Source organism: Flavobacterium cerinum (genome assembly GCF_004028155.1).
GTDB classification, from domain to species: Bacteria; Bacteroidota; Bacteroidia; order Flavobacteriales; family Flavobacteriaceae; genus Flavobacterium; species Flavobacterium cerinum.
In genome coordinates, this window is record NZ_SBII01000001.1 from 280930 (window position 1) to 298180 (window position 17251).

Genomic DNA, 17251 nt, shown 5'->3' on the forward strand with positions numbered 1-17251 from the left:
AATGATTCGTTGTTCGGGATTATTACTTAATGCAAAGAAACTATTTTTTTACAAAAGGGAAGGGTTTAAAAACCGTTTTTATCAAGCTGGAATGGCTAAAGTTTTGCAAAAAGTGAATTTTAAGGATTTTGTTTTATAGTCTTCCTTAAAATAAAACAAGGCTGCCATTTTTGGCAGCCTTGTTTTAGGAGTAATCTGTTTATTTTTTAACAGCGGTAAATTTACCGTTTGGCTGATGCAGCTTTACCTCTTTTACGGCCCCGTCTTCACTGGTAATAAATTCAACATTAAAACCATCGAGTGTCGTTATCTTATACATGTTTTTTTCCGTTGCAATAAGTTCGTATTCAGGTTGTCCGGGAACAAGCATTCTGAGCTTATTGTTTTTTACTGATACTTTTATCGTTATTCCTTTAATAGCATACTCACCGGTATATTTGTTTAAAGTTTCGGCATCTACGGTGATTTCTTTTGGTTTGCGTTTGAATTGTATGGGATGATCCAGTGTAGGTTCTAATTTTAATGCAAGGCCCGATATCTCGCCGGCGTCGTTTGTAGAAAAATTAAAGCAAAGACTTTCATCAATTTCTACCTTATTGTTTTTAATTTCATAAGAATCAAAAATGTCATAATATTTACTCTTGAGGTAGCATTTGGTGTTTTTTAGTATAGCAAATAGTGAGTCGTTTTTAATGATTAGCTCTAAGGTACCATAGCCAGGGTTTGAATACAGTCCGGTGTAAGATGATAATGCATGCGAAGGTGTATGGCTTTCTTCGTTTGCTTTTTTATCGTCATTCTTCTCAGCCTCTTCTTTTCTCTTTTTGCGGTTCTCCTGTTTTTCTTTGTAGTATGTTACCCAATCTGTGCGTTTTACATTCAGTAACCTGTCAGCAACAGTGTTCGTTACTAATGTTGGAAGAGATGAGCTATTTTGGTTGGTAAGTACTACTATGCCAATATCATCTGCCGGGAAAAACGCTACATTGGCTGAAAAACCATCGATATTACCGCCATGTTCTACACTGTATTGCCCTTTGTATGATGAAATAAACCAACCATAACCGTAATTAGACATAAAAGAATTTGGCATTTCTTTGCTTGGCAGGTCACTGCCTACTACAGCGTGAGAACTAATGGCTTCAGAAATATATGAATCAGGGAGGATTTCCTGATTGTTGAATTTTCCATTATTTACCCACGAGATTAGCCACTTTCCCATGTCGTTTACACTACTGTTAATGCTTCCCGCCGGACTCATTCCAGCAATATCATAATAGTCCATTTTAGTGATAGCATCGTCCTTGAGGCCGTAGCCAAAAGCGGCATTAGATGCCTGCTTCATTTCCTGTATGGTTGTGTTGGAGCGTGTCATGCCTAACGGAGTGAAAAAGCGTTCTTTTATATTGTCTTCCCAACTTTTTTGAGTTATTTTTTCGGCGATTACACCCTGAAGCACAAACATAAAGTTGTTGTATTGCCATTGCTGTCTTAGCCCTGTACTGGGTTCCATATATTGTATCCTTTGGATAAGACTATCTTTACTGTGTGTAGGGAATAGGTACCACGAAATGTCGTGGCGCGGAAGCCCTGTTCTGTGGGACATCAGGTCTTCTATAATGATATTCTCATTAAGACTGTTGTTGTAAAATTTAAGATTCGGAACATATTTAAGGGGACTGTCCTGAAAAGTTAATTTGCCTTCATTTTTTAATTGTCCCAGTATAGCACAGGTAAAGGCTTTTGTGCTTGAGCCTATAGCGAAAAGGGTATTGGAGTCTACAGGAATTTTGTTTTCATAATCCCTGTAGCCAAAACCTGAACTATAGATCACTTTATCCTTTTTTATCACAGCTACGGCAAATCCCGAAGTTTTTGTCGCTTTCAGTAATGCATTAAGCTCTTTTTCGATGCCTTTCAGTCGTTTATCGGTTTGGGCTGTCGACACCATAATGGTGAAGAGAAAGAGAATGAAAGTAAAAAAATATTTCATAAGTGGTTTGGTTGGTGTGTTGAAAAGATGTCTTATTCGTCTTCTATTTCAAATCGCCTGAAAGCCTGGTTCAGTTTATTGAAATCTTCTTTGCCTGAATTATAAAGATCTGTATCTCCATTATCTTTCATGATAAGAAGCAGTCTTCTGTAGCCTTCGATCTCTCTGTAAATATCATTAAAAAGTGCATTTTGATCTACTTTGGGTAATGATTTGTAGAAAGTAATGCTCTCTTTACTTTTTTGAATAAGTTTAGCAATGAGTTCTCTTGCAGCTTTTTTGTTCCCGGTTTTATAATAGCCGTCAGCAAATGGTTCGGTTAAGAAATAAAGGCCATAATAGTCTACCGGCATGTTTGTCATGACCAGGTCGATAATTTTTGCTGCTTTGTCTTTTTTACCTTCGTTCAATAGAGCTTCCATTAGGCGGGCAAGGTTTTTTCTGTAATTAAAGCTGTTTTTAAGCGTTTGCGGATCGTGATAGATCGTAGTGCTGCCACTATTACCCCAATCCCATTTCATAGCAATATCATACATTTTATCTGTATTGATATATCCCATATCCATACGGTTGTTTTTAGGAGGAGTTGTTTTTATAGGAACCAGTTTATATACCAGGCCGTCCAGTTCCAGGTAATCCTTCATCCAGGCATAATCTTCCGGGTCAATGCTGCCCCCCGAGAAATATATTGGACGTTTCCAGTTGTTGTTACGGATAACATCCAGCATGATCAGGTTGTGCTTATATATTGCTTCTTCCGGTAGGTCAATGTCGATATACGGTACAATAGAATCATAGTATTGCGGTGCAACAACTTTATTTTTGATTACTGCATTTTTGTCTACCATCATTCTAACTTTATTGGTAGGGTAATAGTTGCATTTTTGGCCACTGTTAAATTCGATCTTTGCTCTTTCGTCTTCCAGCTTTACAAAATTCATAAAGTCGGTAATATCCATACGCTCTTCGGTTTTTGGAGCATAAAAAATAAAATCTCTTGTACCGTCTACATATTGCTTGTGTGTAAATGAAATTGGAACAGGAGCCGAATCATAAGCCTGACGTTTCATCTGGTCGATATACCAGTCAGTAGGAAGTAGTGTAGAACACACAATTCTTACATCCGTACGGTAACCTTCAATTTCCTGAGCATACCATAGCGGGAAGGTGTCGTTGTCGCCTATGGTAAATAATATGGCATTAGGTTCACAGGAGTCCAGATATGATTTTGCCATAGATAAGGCAGTATACCTGCCCGAGCGATCATGATCATTCCAGTTTTCTTTTGCCATTAATAGTGGGCACGCCAATAAGGTTACTCCCAATACAACCGGAATTGCAATCTTTGGCTGCAAGTATTTTTTAATTCCGTCAAAAAGGGCATAAACTCCAAAGGCGATCCATATTGCAAACACATAAAATGAACCTACAAGAGCATAATCTCTCTCACGAACCTCAAACGGTCTTTCGTTAAGGAATATTTTTAATGCAATACCTGTAAATAGGAATAATGTTAGGAGTATATAAAAGCTTTTAAGGTCTTTTTTTGCATGGAATATCATTCCGATTACCCCCAGAATGAAAGGAAGAAAAAAGTAGGTGTTTCTGCCTTTATTGTTTTTCATATCAGAGGTAAGACTGTTCTGTGGGCCTAGTCTTGCTTCGTCAATAAAAGAAATACCGCTTATCCAGTTGCCATCTATAGTGTCATACTTACCCTGTACGTCACTTTGGCGGCCTGTAAAGTTCCACATAAGGTATCTCCAGTACATATAACCAAACTGGTATTCAAACATAAAGGCCATGTTTTCTCCAAAGCTTGGTTTTTCGATAATAAGGTATTGCTTATATGATTTCAGGAATTTATCATACTCTTCATTACCTAATTCACCTTTTTTATAACCATCCCTAAATTGCTTTATAATATTTTCCAGTTCGCCTTTAATCTGACCTACAGCCTGCATGGCTTCTTGTTCACTAAGTGTATTAACGTCTACGCCATAATTCTTTAACTCCCTTTCATAATCATAATTAGGGTTTAATCTGAATTTTGGAGGTGTACTGAATGCCATATAATTAGCGGCATGATCGCTGCTTATCATTCTTGGCATAAAGCCATTGTGATTGGAGTCAGAATTTTGTCGGGCATTTTTGTAATTGTTTACAATTACATATTTACCAGTTTTGTAATCACGTTCATAGTTGGGTTTAGAATCTTTATAAGGATTCTCTTCGTCAAGATTGGCATACTTCTCAGTATATAACGGGCCATAGAACGTTTTTTGTTCACCATACTGCTCACGGTTGTAGTAGGCAAGTACCTCTGCGGCATCGGTAGGGCTGTTTTCATTAATTACTACGTGAGCATTTGCTCGTATAGGAAGCATTAACCAGGTAGAGAACCCAATTAATATAAATAGCATACATAACAATAACGTGTTATAAACAGCAAATCCTTTCTTTTTTGTGTAGCGCAGTCCAAAATAAAAGAAAGCAATTATTAATAATGTTATAAAAATTGTCCCTGAGTTGAATGGCATACCAAGGCTGTTTACCATAAAGATCTCTGTTTTTCCAAAAAGGGCCAGTGTGTAAGGAAGAAGGAATTTAAAAACAAAAAACAATATTGCGATCATTACCATGTTAGCGATGATAAAGTTCTTTATTGTAATCGTTTTGTAGTTTTTAAAGTAATATATCAATCCTATAGAAGGAATGGTAAGGAGTGCCATAAAGTGTACTCCAAACGATAAACCTATTAATAATGAGATAATTAATAGCCATTTGTTGCCTCTTGGCTGATGCATTTCTTCTCCCCATTTTAAACCCGTCCATAGCAGTAAAGATATAAAGAGTGATGCCATAGCATATACTTCGGCTTCTGTGGCATTAAACCAAAAACTATCAGAGAAGGTGAAGGCAAGGCAGCCAATGAAAGCACTCCCTAGTACCATTATAGCGTTATCGCGATTAAATGTGGTGAATCCTGAAACCATATTCTTTAAAAGTATGGTTAACGACCAAAACATGAACAATATAGTAAAGGCGCTCGATGTTACTGACAGCATATTTACCATAAGTGCCACTTTATCAGGGCTGGTGGCAAACATTGCAAAGAAAGCGCCTGCCATTTGGAATAGCGGAGCACCGGGAGGGTGTCCTACTTCCAGCTTTGCGGCTGTAGCAATATATTCACCGCAATCCCAAAAACTAAGGGTACGTTCTACGGTTAAAGAGTAAATAATGAACGCAGCGGCAAATGCCGACCATCCTAAAATGGTATTCCATTTTTTAAAGTTAAATTCTGTCATGTAATTGGTACGGAAAGGTTTAAATGTCTTACAAAAGTAATAGCTTTATTGAATGTAGAACGCGAAAAAAAATATTTTAATATTTTTTCTTTAAAAAGTTTGTAAAACTGAAATTATGTGCTAAATTTGCACCCGCAATGAAGGAACAATGGTCTATGGTGTAATGGTAACACTACTGTTTTTGGTGCAGTCGTTCAAGGTTCGAGTCCTTGTGGACCAACAGAAAAAGTCTCTCTGCAATGAGAGGCTTTTTTTATTTATAACCGTTTCAAAAAGATCGCTTTTTTGCTAAGTTTAAATCAAATTGCATCTTTTGATGTGTGGTTTTGGGTTTGAAGAGGTGTTTTGGTTTAGGAATAGGTTATTTGTTGTTTATTGAGTGTGTAAGTACATCTTGTGGTTGTTTTTGATATCAAGGAGACTTCGGGGTAGATTAAGATATAATGGTCTATGGTGTAATGGTAACACTACTGTTTTTGGTGCAGTCGTTCAAGGTTCGAGTCCTTGTGGACCAACAGAAAAAGCCTCTCAGAAATGAGAGGCTTTTTTGTGTTTATAACTATTTCAAAAAGAGTGTTTTTTACTTGAATTAGGCGTTTTTTAACGCTAAGTTATACGTGTCATTGAGTTCTTGATTATAAGAAGCGGTTTTTTTATCTTCTTTAAGGTTTTAGATCTTCTGGGTGGTACTTTACTTGGGAGTTGATGGTTTTAATTCTGTGTTTGTATTGGGGCTCTGGACTTTGTTTTGCGAAATGAGTTGTTGTAGGGTATAAAAAAAGCGGCCCAAGAGCCGCTTTTTTGTTTTTATGAGTAATTTATATCTTAAAGGTGATAACCGGTCTTACGGCATGATTTACCAAATCTTCACTAACGCTTCCGTTAAAGAAATGAGCTAATCCTTTTCTTCCGTGAGTACACATTCCTATTAAATCGGCATTTACACTGTTTGCGAAATGTAAAATTCCTTTTTCAACATTTACGTCATTATATACATGAGCAGTATAATTGTTTTTTATATCGAACGATGCTGCAAAGTTTTTTATTGTTTTTTCTGCTTCGTGAGTAGATTTAAAATCACTTGGAGTATTTATTAATACTAAATGCAGGTGTGTGTCAAAGCTATTAGCGAATTCAACCACTTTAGCAAAAGGTTTTTTTATTTCATCAGAGAAGTCAGAGGCGAAAACAAATTTTTGAGGATTAAATTCTCCTTGTTCTTTTTTGATAACTAACACAGGGATGTCTGAGGTTCTTACTACTTTTTCAGTGTTCGATCCAATAAACATTTCCTGGAAGCCGCTGGCGCCATGAGAACCCATAACGACAAGGTCTATGTCGTGTTTTTTGCTGTGTTTTATGATACCGTCAAAAGCTTTTTCAAATTGTATTGCTTCAACTATGGTTATTCCCTGTAGGTAAGGTTCATTAAGAACTTCCTGAAAACGCTCACGGGTTTTCTCCATAAAGAACATAACTTCCGGTACGCCTGCGCTTGCGCCTACAGCTTTGCTTTCACCTATTCCGTCATCACTAACGTGTGATGGTAATTCCAGCATGTGAAGCAGGTATATTTCAGCATTATTTTTGCGTGCAATTTGTGCTGCAACCTTTAAGGCATATTCGGCGTGGTCTGAAAAGTCGGTTGGGACTAAGATTTTCTTCATAAATTGTGTGTGTAATTAACAAGAATTTGGTTGTAATATCTATATAATAAAGATAAGAATTAATTTTACATTATCCAATGATTTTCAAGATATAAAAAAATATAGTATATTTGCACCGTTATTTAATAAATACTAAATAATGAGGGGACAGGAGTCCCCTCTTTTTATACAGATATGACATTTAAAGAAATAGTTACAGATTTGTTGAATAAAGCCCTTGAGGAGCGGCCATCGTTGTTTCTTATTGACTTCACGATAGATAGTGCAAACAGGATACTGGTAACACTGGATGGTGATAACGGGGTGAATTTACAGGATTGTATTGACGTAAGCAGGGCCATAGAACATAACCTTGATAAGGATGAATATGATTTTGGACTTGAAGTAGCTTCATCGGGAGCAGCAAGCCCATTAACTTTTCCTAGGCAATACAGAAAAAATCTAGGCAGGACCCTTAGCGTAAAAACCGCTACAGAGAAAATTGAGGCAGAAATTACAGAAGCGAATGATGATTTCATCGTGCTGGAGTGGAGTGCCCGCGAACCTAAGCAAATAGGCAAAGGGAAAGAGACAGTACTTAAAAGAGTAGAAATACCTTATAAGGAAATCAAAGAAGCAGTTGTTGTAATAAAATTTTAAAAAAATAGAAAGTTGGCATGGAAAATCTCGCATTAATCGATTCGTTTTCAGAGTTTAAAGATGATAAGCTTATAGATCGAGTTACGCTTATGGCGATCTTGGAAGATGTATTCAGGAATGCACTGAAAAAGAAATACGGTTCGGATGATAATTTTGATATCATCATAAACCCTGATAAAGGGGATATGGAGATATGGAGGAACCGTGTGGTAGTTGCAGATGGTGAGGTAGAGGATCCTAACCAGGAGATATCCCTTTCTGAGGCAAGAAAAATTGAGCCGGATTTTGAAGTTGGAGAAGATGTTTCTGAAGAAGTAAAACTTATTCAGTTAGGAAGAAGAGCTATATTAGCACTGCGTCAAAATCTTATTTCTAAGATACACGAACACGATAATACAAACCTATATAAGCAATTTAAAGATATAGTAGGTGATATTTATACTGCAGAAGTGCACCATGTTAGGCCAAAAGCTGTAATTTTGGTGGATGATGAAGGAAATGAAATCGTTCTTCCTAAAGAAAAACAGATTCCATCTGACTTTTTCAGGAAAGGTGATAACGTTCGTGGAATTATAGAAAGCGTTGAACTTAAAGGTAACAAACCTCAAATTATAATGTCAAGAACATCAGAACTGTTCCTTGAGAAATTATTTGAACAGGAAATACCTGAAGTTTTTGACGGACTTATTATGGTTAAAAAAGTTGTAAGAATTCCAGGCGAAAAAGCAAAAGTAGCTGTAGATTCTTATGATGACAGGATTGACCCGGTGGGCGCCTGTGTAGGTATGAAAGGTTCACGTATCCATGGTATCGTTCGCGAACTGGGTAATGAAAATATAGATGTAATCAATTATACAACAAACACACAGTTGTATATATCAAGAGCACTAAGTCCTGCAAAAGTATCGTCGATTAAAATTGATGAGGCAAATAATAGGGCAGAAGTATTCCTTAAGCTGGAAGAAGTTTCTAAGGCTATCGGTAGAGGAGGTCACAACATTAAACTGGCAGGTCTTTTAACAGGCTATGAGTTAGATGTTATTCGTGAAGGTACACTTGCTGAAGATGAGGATGTTGAATTAACAGAGTTCTCGGATGAGATTGAAGCATGGATTATCGCTGAGTTTGCAAAAATCGGCCTTGACACTGCAAGAAGTATACTAAACCAGGATGTACAGGATCTAGTAAGAAGAACAGATCTTGAAGAAGAGACGGTGCTTGAGGTGATGAGGATACTTAAAGAAGAATTTGAGGATTAAACAGGTTTAGCACACGGTACAGCGCAACACAACAAAGAAGATAAAATTAATAAGATTGTATGTCTGAAGAAAGAGCAATAAGAATAAACAAAGTATTAAGGGAATTAAATATTTCGCTGGACAGGGCCGTGGAGTATCTTAAGGACAAAGGGCACGTTATTGAATCGAGTCCTAACGCTAAGATATCCAATGAGGAATATAATGCCCTTTACAATCAATTTTCTGCTGACAAAGGTAAGAAAGCTGCTTCTCTCGAAGTAAGTGAAGAGAAACGCAAAGAAAAAGAAGCGCTTCGCATTGAGAGAGAAAAAGAAATTGAAGAAAAAAGGAAGCAGGACGAAGAGAGACAAAAACAGGAAGTGATCAAAGCGAGAGCTACACTATCTGGCCCGGTTTCTGTAGGCAAAATTGACCTTAATGCTAAAAAAGCTGAACCCTCTTCAGATACTCCTGCAAAAGCGCAGGAGCCTAAAGCTGCCCCTGTTGTAGAGGAGCCAAAGGTACAAGTTGAGGCACCAAAGGTTGTTGAAGCACCTAAAGCTGTTGAGGCTCCAAAAGCTGAAACGCCAAAGGTTGAAGCACCTAAAGTTGCGGAAGCTCCAAAAGCTGAAACATCTAAACCGATTCAGAAAAAATCTGAGCCGGCTATACAGCCAAAAGCAAAAGAAGAGAAGCCAGTTATTGAGCCTAAAGCACAGCCTGAAGCTGCTGCTTCGGCACCTTCTGTAACACCGGCAGCTACCCCTGAAGTAGCGGCTCCGGAAGAAGAGAAGATCAAAACGCAATATCAAAAACTTACCGGTGCAACGTTCACCGGGCAAACTATAGATCTTTCTCAGTTCAATAAACCGAAAAAGAAAAAAGAAGAGTTTAAGAAAGAGGCTCCGAAGCCGGGTACTGCTGCTGCAAATCAGCAAAACCAGGATAAGAACAAAAGGAAAAGAATTACGCCTAAGCCTCAGGGTCAGGGTGGTGGTCAGCAAACGCAAAATAGCGGACCAAGACCTCCGGGTAATCAGATAAGACCAAATACAAATGGTCCTGCTGCTAACAAATTCGGACCTAACAAACGTCCTGCAATTGTTTCTAAAGTTGAGCCTACTGAAGAAGAGGTTAAAAACCAAATCCGTGAGACTCTTGAGAAATTACAGGGTAAAGGAAATAAATCGAAAGCAGCTAAGTATAGAAGAGACAAGCGAGATAGCCACCGTCAGAAATCTGATGATGAGCAAAGAATGCTTGATGAAGGAAGTAAAACACTTAAAGTTACTGAGTTTGTAACTGTAGGTGAAGTTGCTACCATGATGGATGTGCCAATTACTAAAGTAATATCGGTATGTATGTCTCTTGGTATCATGGTTACCATGAACCAGCGTTTAGATGCAGAAACACTTACTATCGTTGCAGATGAGTTTGGATATGAGGTAGAATTTATTACTACTGATATTGAAGAAGCTATTCAGGTAGTAGAAGATAAAGAAGAAGATCTTGTACACAGAGCCCCGATCGTTACTGTAATGGGTCACGTTGACCACGGTAAAACATCGTTACTGGATTATATTCGTAAAGAAAATGTAATTGCTGGTGAGTCGGGTGGTATTACACAGCACATCGGTGCCTATGGTGTAACACTTGATAATGGACAGAAAATTGCATTCCTTGATACACCGGGTCACGAGGCGTTTACCGCGATGCGTGCACGTGGTGCTCAGATTACAGATATTGCTATTGTTGTAATTGCGGCGGATGATGATATCATGCCACAAACAAAAGAGGCTATCAACCATGCTCAGGCAGCGGGTGTGCCAATTATATTTGCAATTAACAAAGTGGATAAGCCAACGGCTAATCCAGAGAAAATAAAAGAAAGACTTGCCGGTATGAACCTTCTTGTTGAAGATTGGGGAGGTAAAATACAGTCGCATGATATTTCTGCAAAAACAGGACTTGGTGTTAAAGACTTACTTGAAAAAGTATTGTTAGAGGCAGAGATCTTAGATCTTAAAGCTAATCCTGAAAAAGCTGCGGTTGGAACTGTAGTAGAGGCTTTCCTTGATAAAGGTAGAGGTTATATTTCTACAGTGCTTGTACAGGGTGGTACACTTAAATTAGGTGACTATGTACTTGCGGGTAAACACCACGGTAAAGTTAAAGCAATGCATGATGAGCGTGGTAACAGTATTAAAGTTGCAGGTCCATCTACGCCGATATCTATCTTAGGTCTTGATGGTGCTCCAACAGCAGGTGATAAGTTTAGTGTATTCCAGGATGAGAAAGAAGCTAAACAAATTGCAGCTAAACGTACTCAGTTAATGCGTGAGCAGTCTGTACGTACACAAAGACACATTACACTTGCAGAGATTGGAAGAAGGATCGCTCTTGGACAGTTTAAAGAACTTAATATTATCCTTAAAGGTGACGTGGATGGTTCAGTTGAGGCGCTTTCAGATTCATTCTCTAAATTATCAACTGAAGAGATCCAGATAAACATTATACATAAAGGTGTAGGTGCTATTACTGAATCTGACGTATTGCTTGCATCAGCTTCTGATGCCATCATTATCGGATTTAACGTTCGTCCTTCTGCTAGTGCAAGACAACTTGCCGACAAAGAAGAGATCGATATCAGAAACTACTCTATCATTTATGATGCGATTGATGATCTTAAGGATGCAATGGAAGGTATGCTATCTCCGGAAATGAAAGAAGAAGTTACTGGTACAGCAGAGATTCGTGAAACATTCAAAATATCTAAAATTGGTACTATTGCAGGATGTATGGTAACTGATGGTAAGATTTACAGAAACTCGAGAATCCGTCTTATTAGAGAAGGTGTGGTAATTTATACTGGAGAACTTACGGCACTTAAGCGTTTTAAAGACGATGTTAAAGAGGTTTCTAAAGGTTATGACTGTGGTATTCAGATCAAGAATTATAACGACATACAACAGCTTGACGTTATAGAGGCTTACCAGGAAGTAGAAGTGAAGAAAAAGCTTAAATAATTTAAGTTTTTAATATTATAAAAATCCCCGACTGTAATTGCAGTCGGGGATTTTCTTTTTATATGAATTTTGTTGAATGAAAGATCCTGGTTCATTAAACAGGGAGGGTTTAGAAGCTTTTTTGCCGGGTTGGGAAGAATATTCGTGGCATTGGGTGGATGTGTAGCGGAAAAGCTTTTGGAGGTCTTCAATTGGCTTAGATGAGGAAAGTAATCTTTGCTGAATTAAGTCTTGATTTGGTTTTAGATTATTCTAAATGAAAAATAGCTGAAATAAAAAGTGTTTATAATGTAAAAATCCCGCAATTGCGGGATTTTATTGTTTGATTTTTGCTTATTTATTTGGTTTTATAAGCAGTGCATAAGGGTATTTTTTCTTGATGTCGATTAGTTTTCTTTCGGCATCAATACGCGATTTAAAATTTCCAACCCATACTTTATAGGTAGGGCTTTCGAAAATTATAGTACCATCTAAATTTTTGAATTCTCTTCTGAATTCAGCTAGTGTTTTTCTCGCTTTATCGTTGTCACCGTAGAATATTTGAACTTTATAGCGATCATTTACGGTTATAGATGAGTTGATTTTGCGCTTTTCTGCTAGTAGTTGTTCGAATCGTGGGTCCTGATTAACAGAAATATTGGACTCCTGGGCCATACATTCGACCCCGAAAAAAGTAAGTAATATAAAGGCCGCATTGTAAGACCTGAGGTTTAAAATTCTCATAATGAACTGTATTTAACGCAAAAGTACGACTAATTATTATATGCCTCCAAGAGTAATTTATTTAGAATTGTTATAAATTATGAGATAAGGTTTGTTTAGGGTTTGAGAATAATTCTTAAGTCGTATTTTTGTGGGAGTTTTTAAAAAGCATGGTGTTTGCTCACTACGCATGTAAAAACCTTACCTAATTAAGTCGATAATCATTTTTAATATGAAAAAAGTGGGTAACCATAATTCGTTTTCAAGGATTTTATTGTTTTGTCTGGCGTTTTCGCTGTCATTCTCCATTACATCTTATGCACAGGATGCTGCGGCACCGGCAGCAACAGCTCCGGCTGATGCAGCGGCAGCTGCCCCGGCTGAGGGCGCAGGTGATCCTGTAAAGGGTAAAGAGTTGTTTAATACTCTTTGCGCTGCATGTCACAAACTTGATGCCAAGTCTACAGGGCCGGCATTAAGAGGTGTTGCTGACAGGCATGCTCGTACATGGTTGTATTCATGGGTGAAAAACAGCAGTGAAATGATAAAGGCAGGAGATCCTGCAGCAGTAAAACTATTTGCTGAAAATAACAAATCAGTAATGACTCCGTTTCCGCAGTTGTCGCATGGTGATATTGATAATATCCTTGCGTATACATCTGCACCGGCACCGGTAGTTGAAAAACCGGCGGGCGCAGCTGCAGCTGGTGAAACAAGTAAAACAGGAGTGTCTAATGATCTTGTGCTTTTTGCGCTTGTATTAGTTCTTGCGGTACTAATTATAATGCTTGTTTTAGTGACAAGAACATTAAAAAGAGTATCTGCGGCTAATGGTGTAGAGGTTGTGAGTAAAGATTCTTCGGTGTCTTTATGGAGGGCTTATGCTAAAAATCAGTTCCTTGTGTTTGTGACTGTTATATTGCTGATGCTTTCTTCTTCATACTTCCTTTACGGATATCTTATGCAAATAGGGGTAGACCAAGGGTATGAGCCGATACAGCCAATTCACTTCTCTCACAAAATTCACGCTGGTGATAATGGTATTGATTGTAAATACTGTCACTCATCTGCGAGAGTAAGTAAAACTTCAGGTATACCGTCACTTAATGTGTGTATGAACTGTCATAAGAATGTTTCTGAATTCCAAGGGGATAAAGATTCTACGTATGTAGATCATTCAAAAGAGTTCTATTCGGGTGAAATCAAAAAATTATATGATGCAGTTGGTTGGGATGCAGCTGCTCAAAAATATACAGGAAAACAAAAACCTGTTAAATGGGTTAGAGTACATAATCTTCCGGATTTCGTTTACTTCAACCATTCACAGCACGTTTCGGTTGCTGGTGTAGAGTGTCAAACTTGCCACGGTCCTGTTGAGACTATGGAGGTAATGAGACAACATTCACCATTAACAATGGGCTGGTGTATTAACTGTCACCGTGAAACCGATGTTAAGGTTGAAGGTAATGATTACTACAAGAAAATCCACGATGAGCTTGCCAAAAAATATGGCGTACAAAAGCTAACTGCTGCTAATATGGGTGGTACTGAGTGTGGTAAATGTCACTATTAATCAATTTTTAAGAAGCTAATATCTATATACAACATGGCATCAAACAAAAAATACTGGCAAAGTGTTGAAGAGCTTAATGAAAACAGCTCTATTGTTGAGACGCTAAGAAACAACGAATTTGTAGAGCAGATTCCTACTGACGAATTTCTTGGTGACAAGGAAGCGCTAGCATCTTCATCTACAAGCCGTCGTGACTTTTTGAAATATGTAGGGTTCAGTACTGCAGCTGCATCATTGGCAGCTTGCGAGGGCCCGGTTATCAAGTCTATTCCTTACGTAATACAGCCGGAAGAAATCGTACCGGGTGTTGCTGATTACTATGCAACAACCATGAATGATGGTTTCGATTTCGCTAACATAGTAATAAAGACCCGTGAGGGTCGTCCTATTAAGGTTGAGAACAACGTTCTTGCCGGGGCTAAAATCGCGGCTAACGCGAGAGTACATGCATCGGTATTATCTTTGTATGACAGTATGCGTTTAAAAGAACCTTTAATTTCTGGTAAACCAGCTTCTTGGGAAGATGTGGATGCTAAAGTTAAGGATGGTCTTTCTAAAGCAGCGGCAGGTGCGGGTAGTGTAGTAGTGCTTACGGGTACTACGGCGAGTCCTTCAACTGATAAGTTAATTGCTGAATTCGGTACAAAATATCCAGGTTTTAAACACGTGGTGTATGATGCAGTATCTTCATCAGAAGCATTGGATGCTTTCCAGGCGGTTTATGGTGAAAGAGCTCTTGCGGATTACGATTTTGGTAAAGCTGATGTTATTCTTTCTGTTGGTGCTGATTTCTTAGGAGACTGGCAAGGTGGAGGGTTTGATACAGGTTATTCTGCGGGTCGTATTCCTAAGCAAGGTAAAATGTCTAAGCATATCCAGATCGAGGCTAATATGTCTTTAGCTGGTTCTAATGCAGACAAGCGTATTCCATTGACGGTTACTGAGCAAAAATATGCTCTTGTTACAATATATAATGTTATTACAGGTGCATCTGTTAGCGTGCCAAAATTCGCTAATGCTGCATACGGTGAGGCAGTTATGGCTGCTGCAAAACAAGTTAAGGCTGCTGGTGCTCGTGGAGTAGTAGTTTCAGGTCTTGATGATGTTAATGCTCAGTTATTAGTGCTTGCTATTAATAACACATTACAGTCTCAGGCTTTCAATCCTGGTGCTGCACGTCTTACAAGAAAAGGTGATGCAAAAGCGGTTGCTCAACTTGTAAGCGATATGAAAGCTGGTAAAGTACATGCGCTTATTATGAGTGGTGTGAATCCAGTTTATACCTTGCCAAACAGTACTGATTTCGCTGAGGGTCTTAAAAAAGTAAAATTATCGGTTTCTTTCTCTCTTAAAGAAGATGAAACTGCTTCTTTAACAACGGTTGCTGCTGCTGCTCCTCATTACTTAGAGGCTTGGGGTGATGTTAGTGTAGCTAAAGGATACTATGGTATCATGCAGCCTACAATTCGTCCGTTGTTTAAAACAAAACAATTCCAGGATGCGTTACTTGCCTGGGCGGGTAATGGTTTAGCGTATTACGATTACTTAAGAGCTGTTGCTGCTACAAGTGCAAACGGAAAATCGTGGACACAATTAGTGCATGACGGTGTTCATGTTTCTGAAGTGCTTCCTGCTGCTTCTGCTTCTGCTGCTGATTATAGTGGAGCTGCTTCTAAACTTGCTGCTGCAAAACCAGCTGCCGGATTAGAATTGGTATTGTATACTAAAGTTGGTATGGGAGATGGTCAACAGGCTAATAACCCATGGCTTCAGGAATTCCCTGATCCAATTACAAGAGTATCTTGGGATAACTATGCAACTGTATCTAAGTTTGATGCAGAGAAATTAGATCTTGAAAACTACAATGTTGCAAACGGTGGTCTTAACGGTAGCTATGTAACTATTGAAGTTAATGGGAAAAAACTTGAAAATGTACCGGTAATTATTCAACCGGGACAGGCTAGAGGTACTGTAGGTCTTGCTTTAGGTTACGGCCGTAAAGCTGCCATGAAAAAAGAAATGATCGTAGGTGTTAATGCTTACACATTATATAATAATCTTAACTCATTCCAGTCTGCGAAACTGACTAAAACTGCCGGTGACCACGAGTTTGCCTGCGTTCAGCTTCAAAAAACATTAATGGGTAGAGGAGATATCATTAAAGAAACTGTTCTTAAAGATTTCAACACTAAAGATGCTTCAGAATGGAACATCATGCCGGTTGTGTCTTTAGATCATAAAGAAGTTCCTGCTGCATCGGTAGATCTTTGGGAGTCTTTTGACAGAACAACAGGACATCACTTTAACCTTTCTATCGATCTTAATGCTTGTACCGGTTGTGGAGCGTGCGTTATCGCTTGTCACGCTGAAAACAATGTACCGGTAGTAGGAAAATCTGAAATAAGAAGAAGCCGTGATATGCACTGGTTGCGTATTGACAGGTATTACTCTTCTGAAGAAACATTTGCAGGAGACGTTACGCGTAAAGAAGGTGCTTCAGGATTATTTGATTCAGTGTCTACATTCAATGCAATGGAAGATCCGTCAGAAAACCCTCAGGTAGCATTCCAGCCGGTAATGTGTCAGCACTGTAACCACGCGCCATGTGAAACTGTTTGTCCAGTTGCTGCAACGTCTCACGGACGTCAGGGACAAAACCAAATGGCTTACAACCGTTGCGTAGGTACTCGTTACTGTGCAAACAACTGTCCATATAAGGTACGTCGTTTTAACTGGTTCCTTTATAATAAAAACAGCGAATTTGATTATCATATGAATGATGATCTGGGCCGTATGGTTCTTAACCCTGATGTGAACGTTCGTTCAAGAGGTGTTATGGAAAAATGTTCATTCTGTATCCAAGGTACTCAAGCGGTTATCCTTAAGGCTAAACGTGAAGGTAGAGTGGTTGCAAAAGGTGAGTTTCACAATGCCGCGGCTTGTTCTGCAGCCTGCAGCAGCGGAGCAATGGTATTTGGTGACGTAAACGAAAAAGAGGATCCTATTGTGGCCCTTAAAGAAGATGAGAGAGCTTACCACCTGCTTAGCCAGATTGGAACTCAACCAAATGTATTCTACCACGTAAAAGTTAGAAATACATAA

At 38.5% G+C, this 17251-nt stretch carries 9 protein-coding genes and 2 tRNA genes; 7 read left to right on the top strand and 4 right to left on the bottom strand.

Translation table 11 applies throughout. The features are described 5' to 3' along the window. Nucleotides 1-199: 199 nt before the first annotated feature. Nucleotides 200-1993, bottom strand: a complete 1794-nt coding sequence (locus EPI11_RS01310) for a serine hydrolase (protein WP_128388150.1) — start codon at nucleotides 1991-1993, stop codon at nucleotides 200-202. 32 nt (nucleotides 1994-2025) lie between these two features. Next, nucleotides 2026-5304, bottom strand: coding sequence for a glycosyltransferase family 117 protein (locus EPI11_RS01315; RefSeq protein ID WP_128388151.1), 3279 nt, complete (start codon nucleotides 5302-5304; stop codon nucleotides 2026-2028). 149 nt (nucleotides 5305-5453) lie between these two features. On the opposite strand from EPI11_RS01315, the gene EPI11_RS01320 reads away from it, so the two are divergent. Together EPI11_RS01320 and EPI11_RS01325 are read left to right on the top strand one after the other, a co-directional pair. Continuing rightward, nucleotides 5454-5524, top strand: a tRNA-Gln gene (locus tag EPI11_RS01320). A 224-nt stretch (nucleotides 5525-5748) separates the two neighbouring features. Then, nucleotides 5749-5819: transfer RNA gene (locus tag EPI11_RS01325), tRNA-Gln, on the top strand. A gap of 303 nt (nucleotides 5820-6122) precedes the next feature. Here EPI11_RS01325 and EPI11_RS01330 read toward each other — a convergent pair. After that, nucleotides 6123-6971, bottom strand: a complete 849-nt coding sequence (locus EPI11_RS01330; RefSeq protein ID WP_128388152.1) for a universal stress protein — start codon at nucleotides 6969-6971, stop codon at nucleotides 6123-6125. Between the two features lie 174 nt (nucleotides 6972-7145). Between EPI11_RS01330 and rimP the strand changes: the two genes are divergently transcribed. The 3 genes from rimP to infB are packed head-to-tail and all read left to right on the top strand — an operon-like array spanning nucleotide 7146 to nucleotide 11874. Further along, nucleotides 7146-7610 (top strand): ribosome assembly cofactor RimP, encoded by a 465-nt coding sequence (rimP, locus tag EPI11_RS01335; RefSeq protein ID WP_128388153.1) that lies wholly within the window; start codon nucleotides 7146-7148, stop codon nucleotides 7608-7610. Between the two features lie 17 nt (nucleotides 7611-7627). After that, nucleotides 7628-8869: a transcription termination factor NusA gene (gene nusA, locus EPI11_RS01340; protein WP_128388154.1), complete on the top strand. Its 1242-nt coding sequence runs from the start codon at nucleotides 7628-7630 to the stop codon at nucleotides 8867-8869. A gap of 59 nt (nucleotides 8870-8928) precedes the next feature. Further along, nucleotides 8929-11874: a translation initiation factor IF-2 gene (infB, locus tag EPI11_RS01345; protein ID WP_128388155.1), complete on the top strand. Its 2946-nt coding sequence runs from the start codon at nucleotides 8929-8931 to the stop codon at nucleotides 11872-11874. Nucleotides 11875-12207: 333 nt separating this feature from the next. Here infB and EPI11_RS01350 read toward each other — a convergent pair whose 3' ends face one another. Beyond that, nucleotides 12208-12597, bottom strand: coding sequence for an SPOR domain-containing protein (locus tag EPI11_RS01350; RefSeq protein ID WP_128388156.1), 390 nt, complete (start codon nucleotides 12595-12597; stop codon nucleotides 12208-12210). Nucleotides 12598-12808: 211 nt separating this feature from the next. Here EPI11_RS01350 and EPI11_RS01355 point away from each other — a divergent pair, with 211 nt between their 5' ends. Both EPI11_RS01355 and EPI11_RS01360 read left to right on the top strand, forming a co-directional pair. Then, the gene (locus tag EPI11_RS01355; protein WP_128388157.1) at nucleotides 12809-14149 is read left to right on the top strand and encodes a cytochrome c3 family protein; all 1341 of its coding nucleotides are present in this window, start codon (nucleotides 12809-12811) and stop codon (nucleotides 14147-14149) included. A 33-nt stretch (nucleotides 14150-14182) separates the two neighbouring features. Continuing rightward, the gene (locus EPI11_RS01360; RefSeq protein ID WP_128388158.1) at nucleotides 14183-17251 is read left to right on the top strand and encodes a TAT-variant-translocated molybdopterin oxidoreductase; all 3069 of its coding nucleotides are present in this window, start codon (nucleotides 14183-14185) and stop codon (nucleotides 17249-17251) included.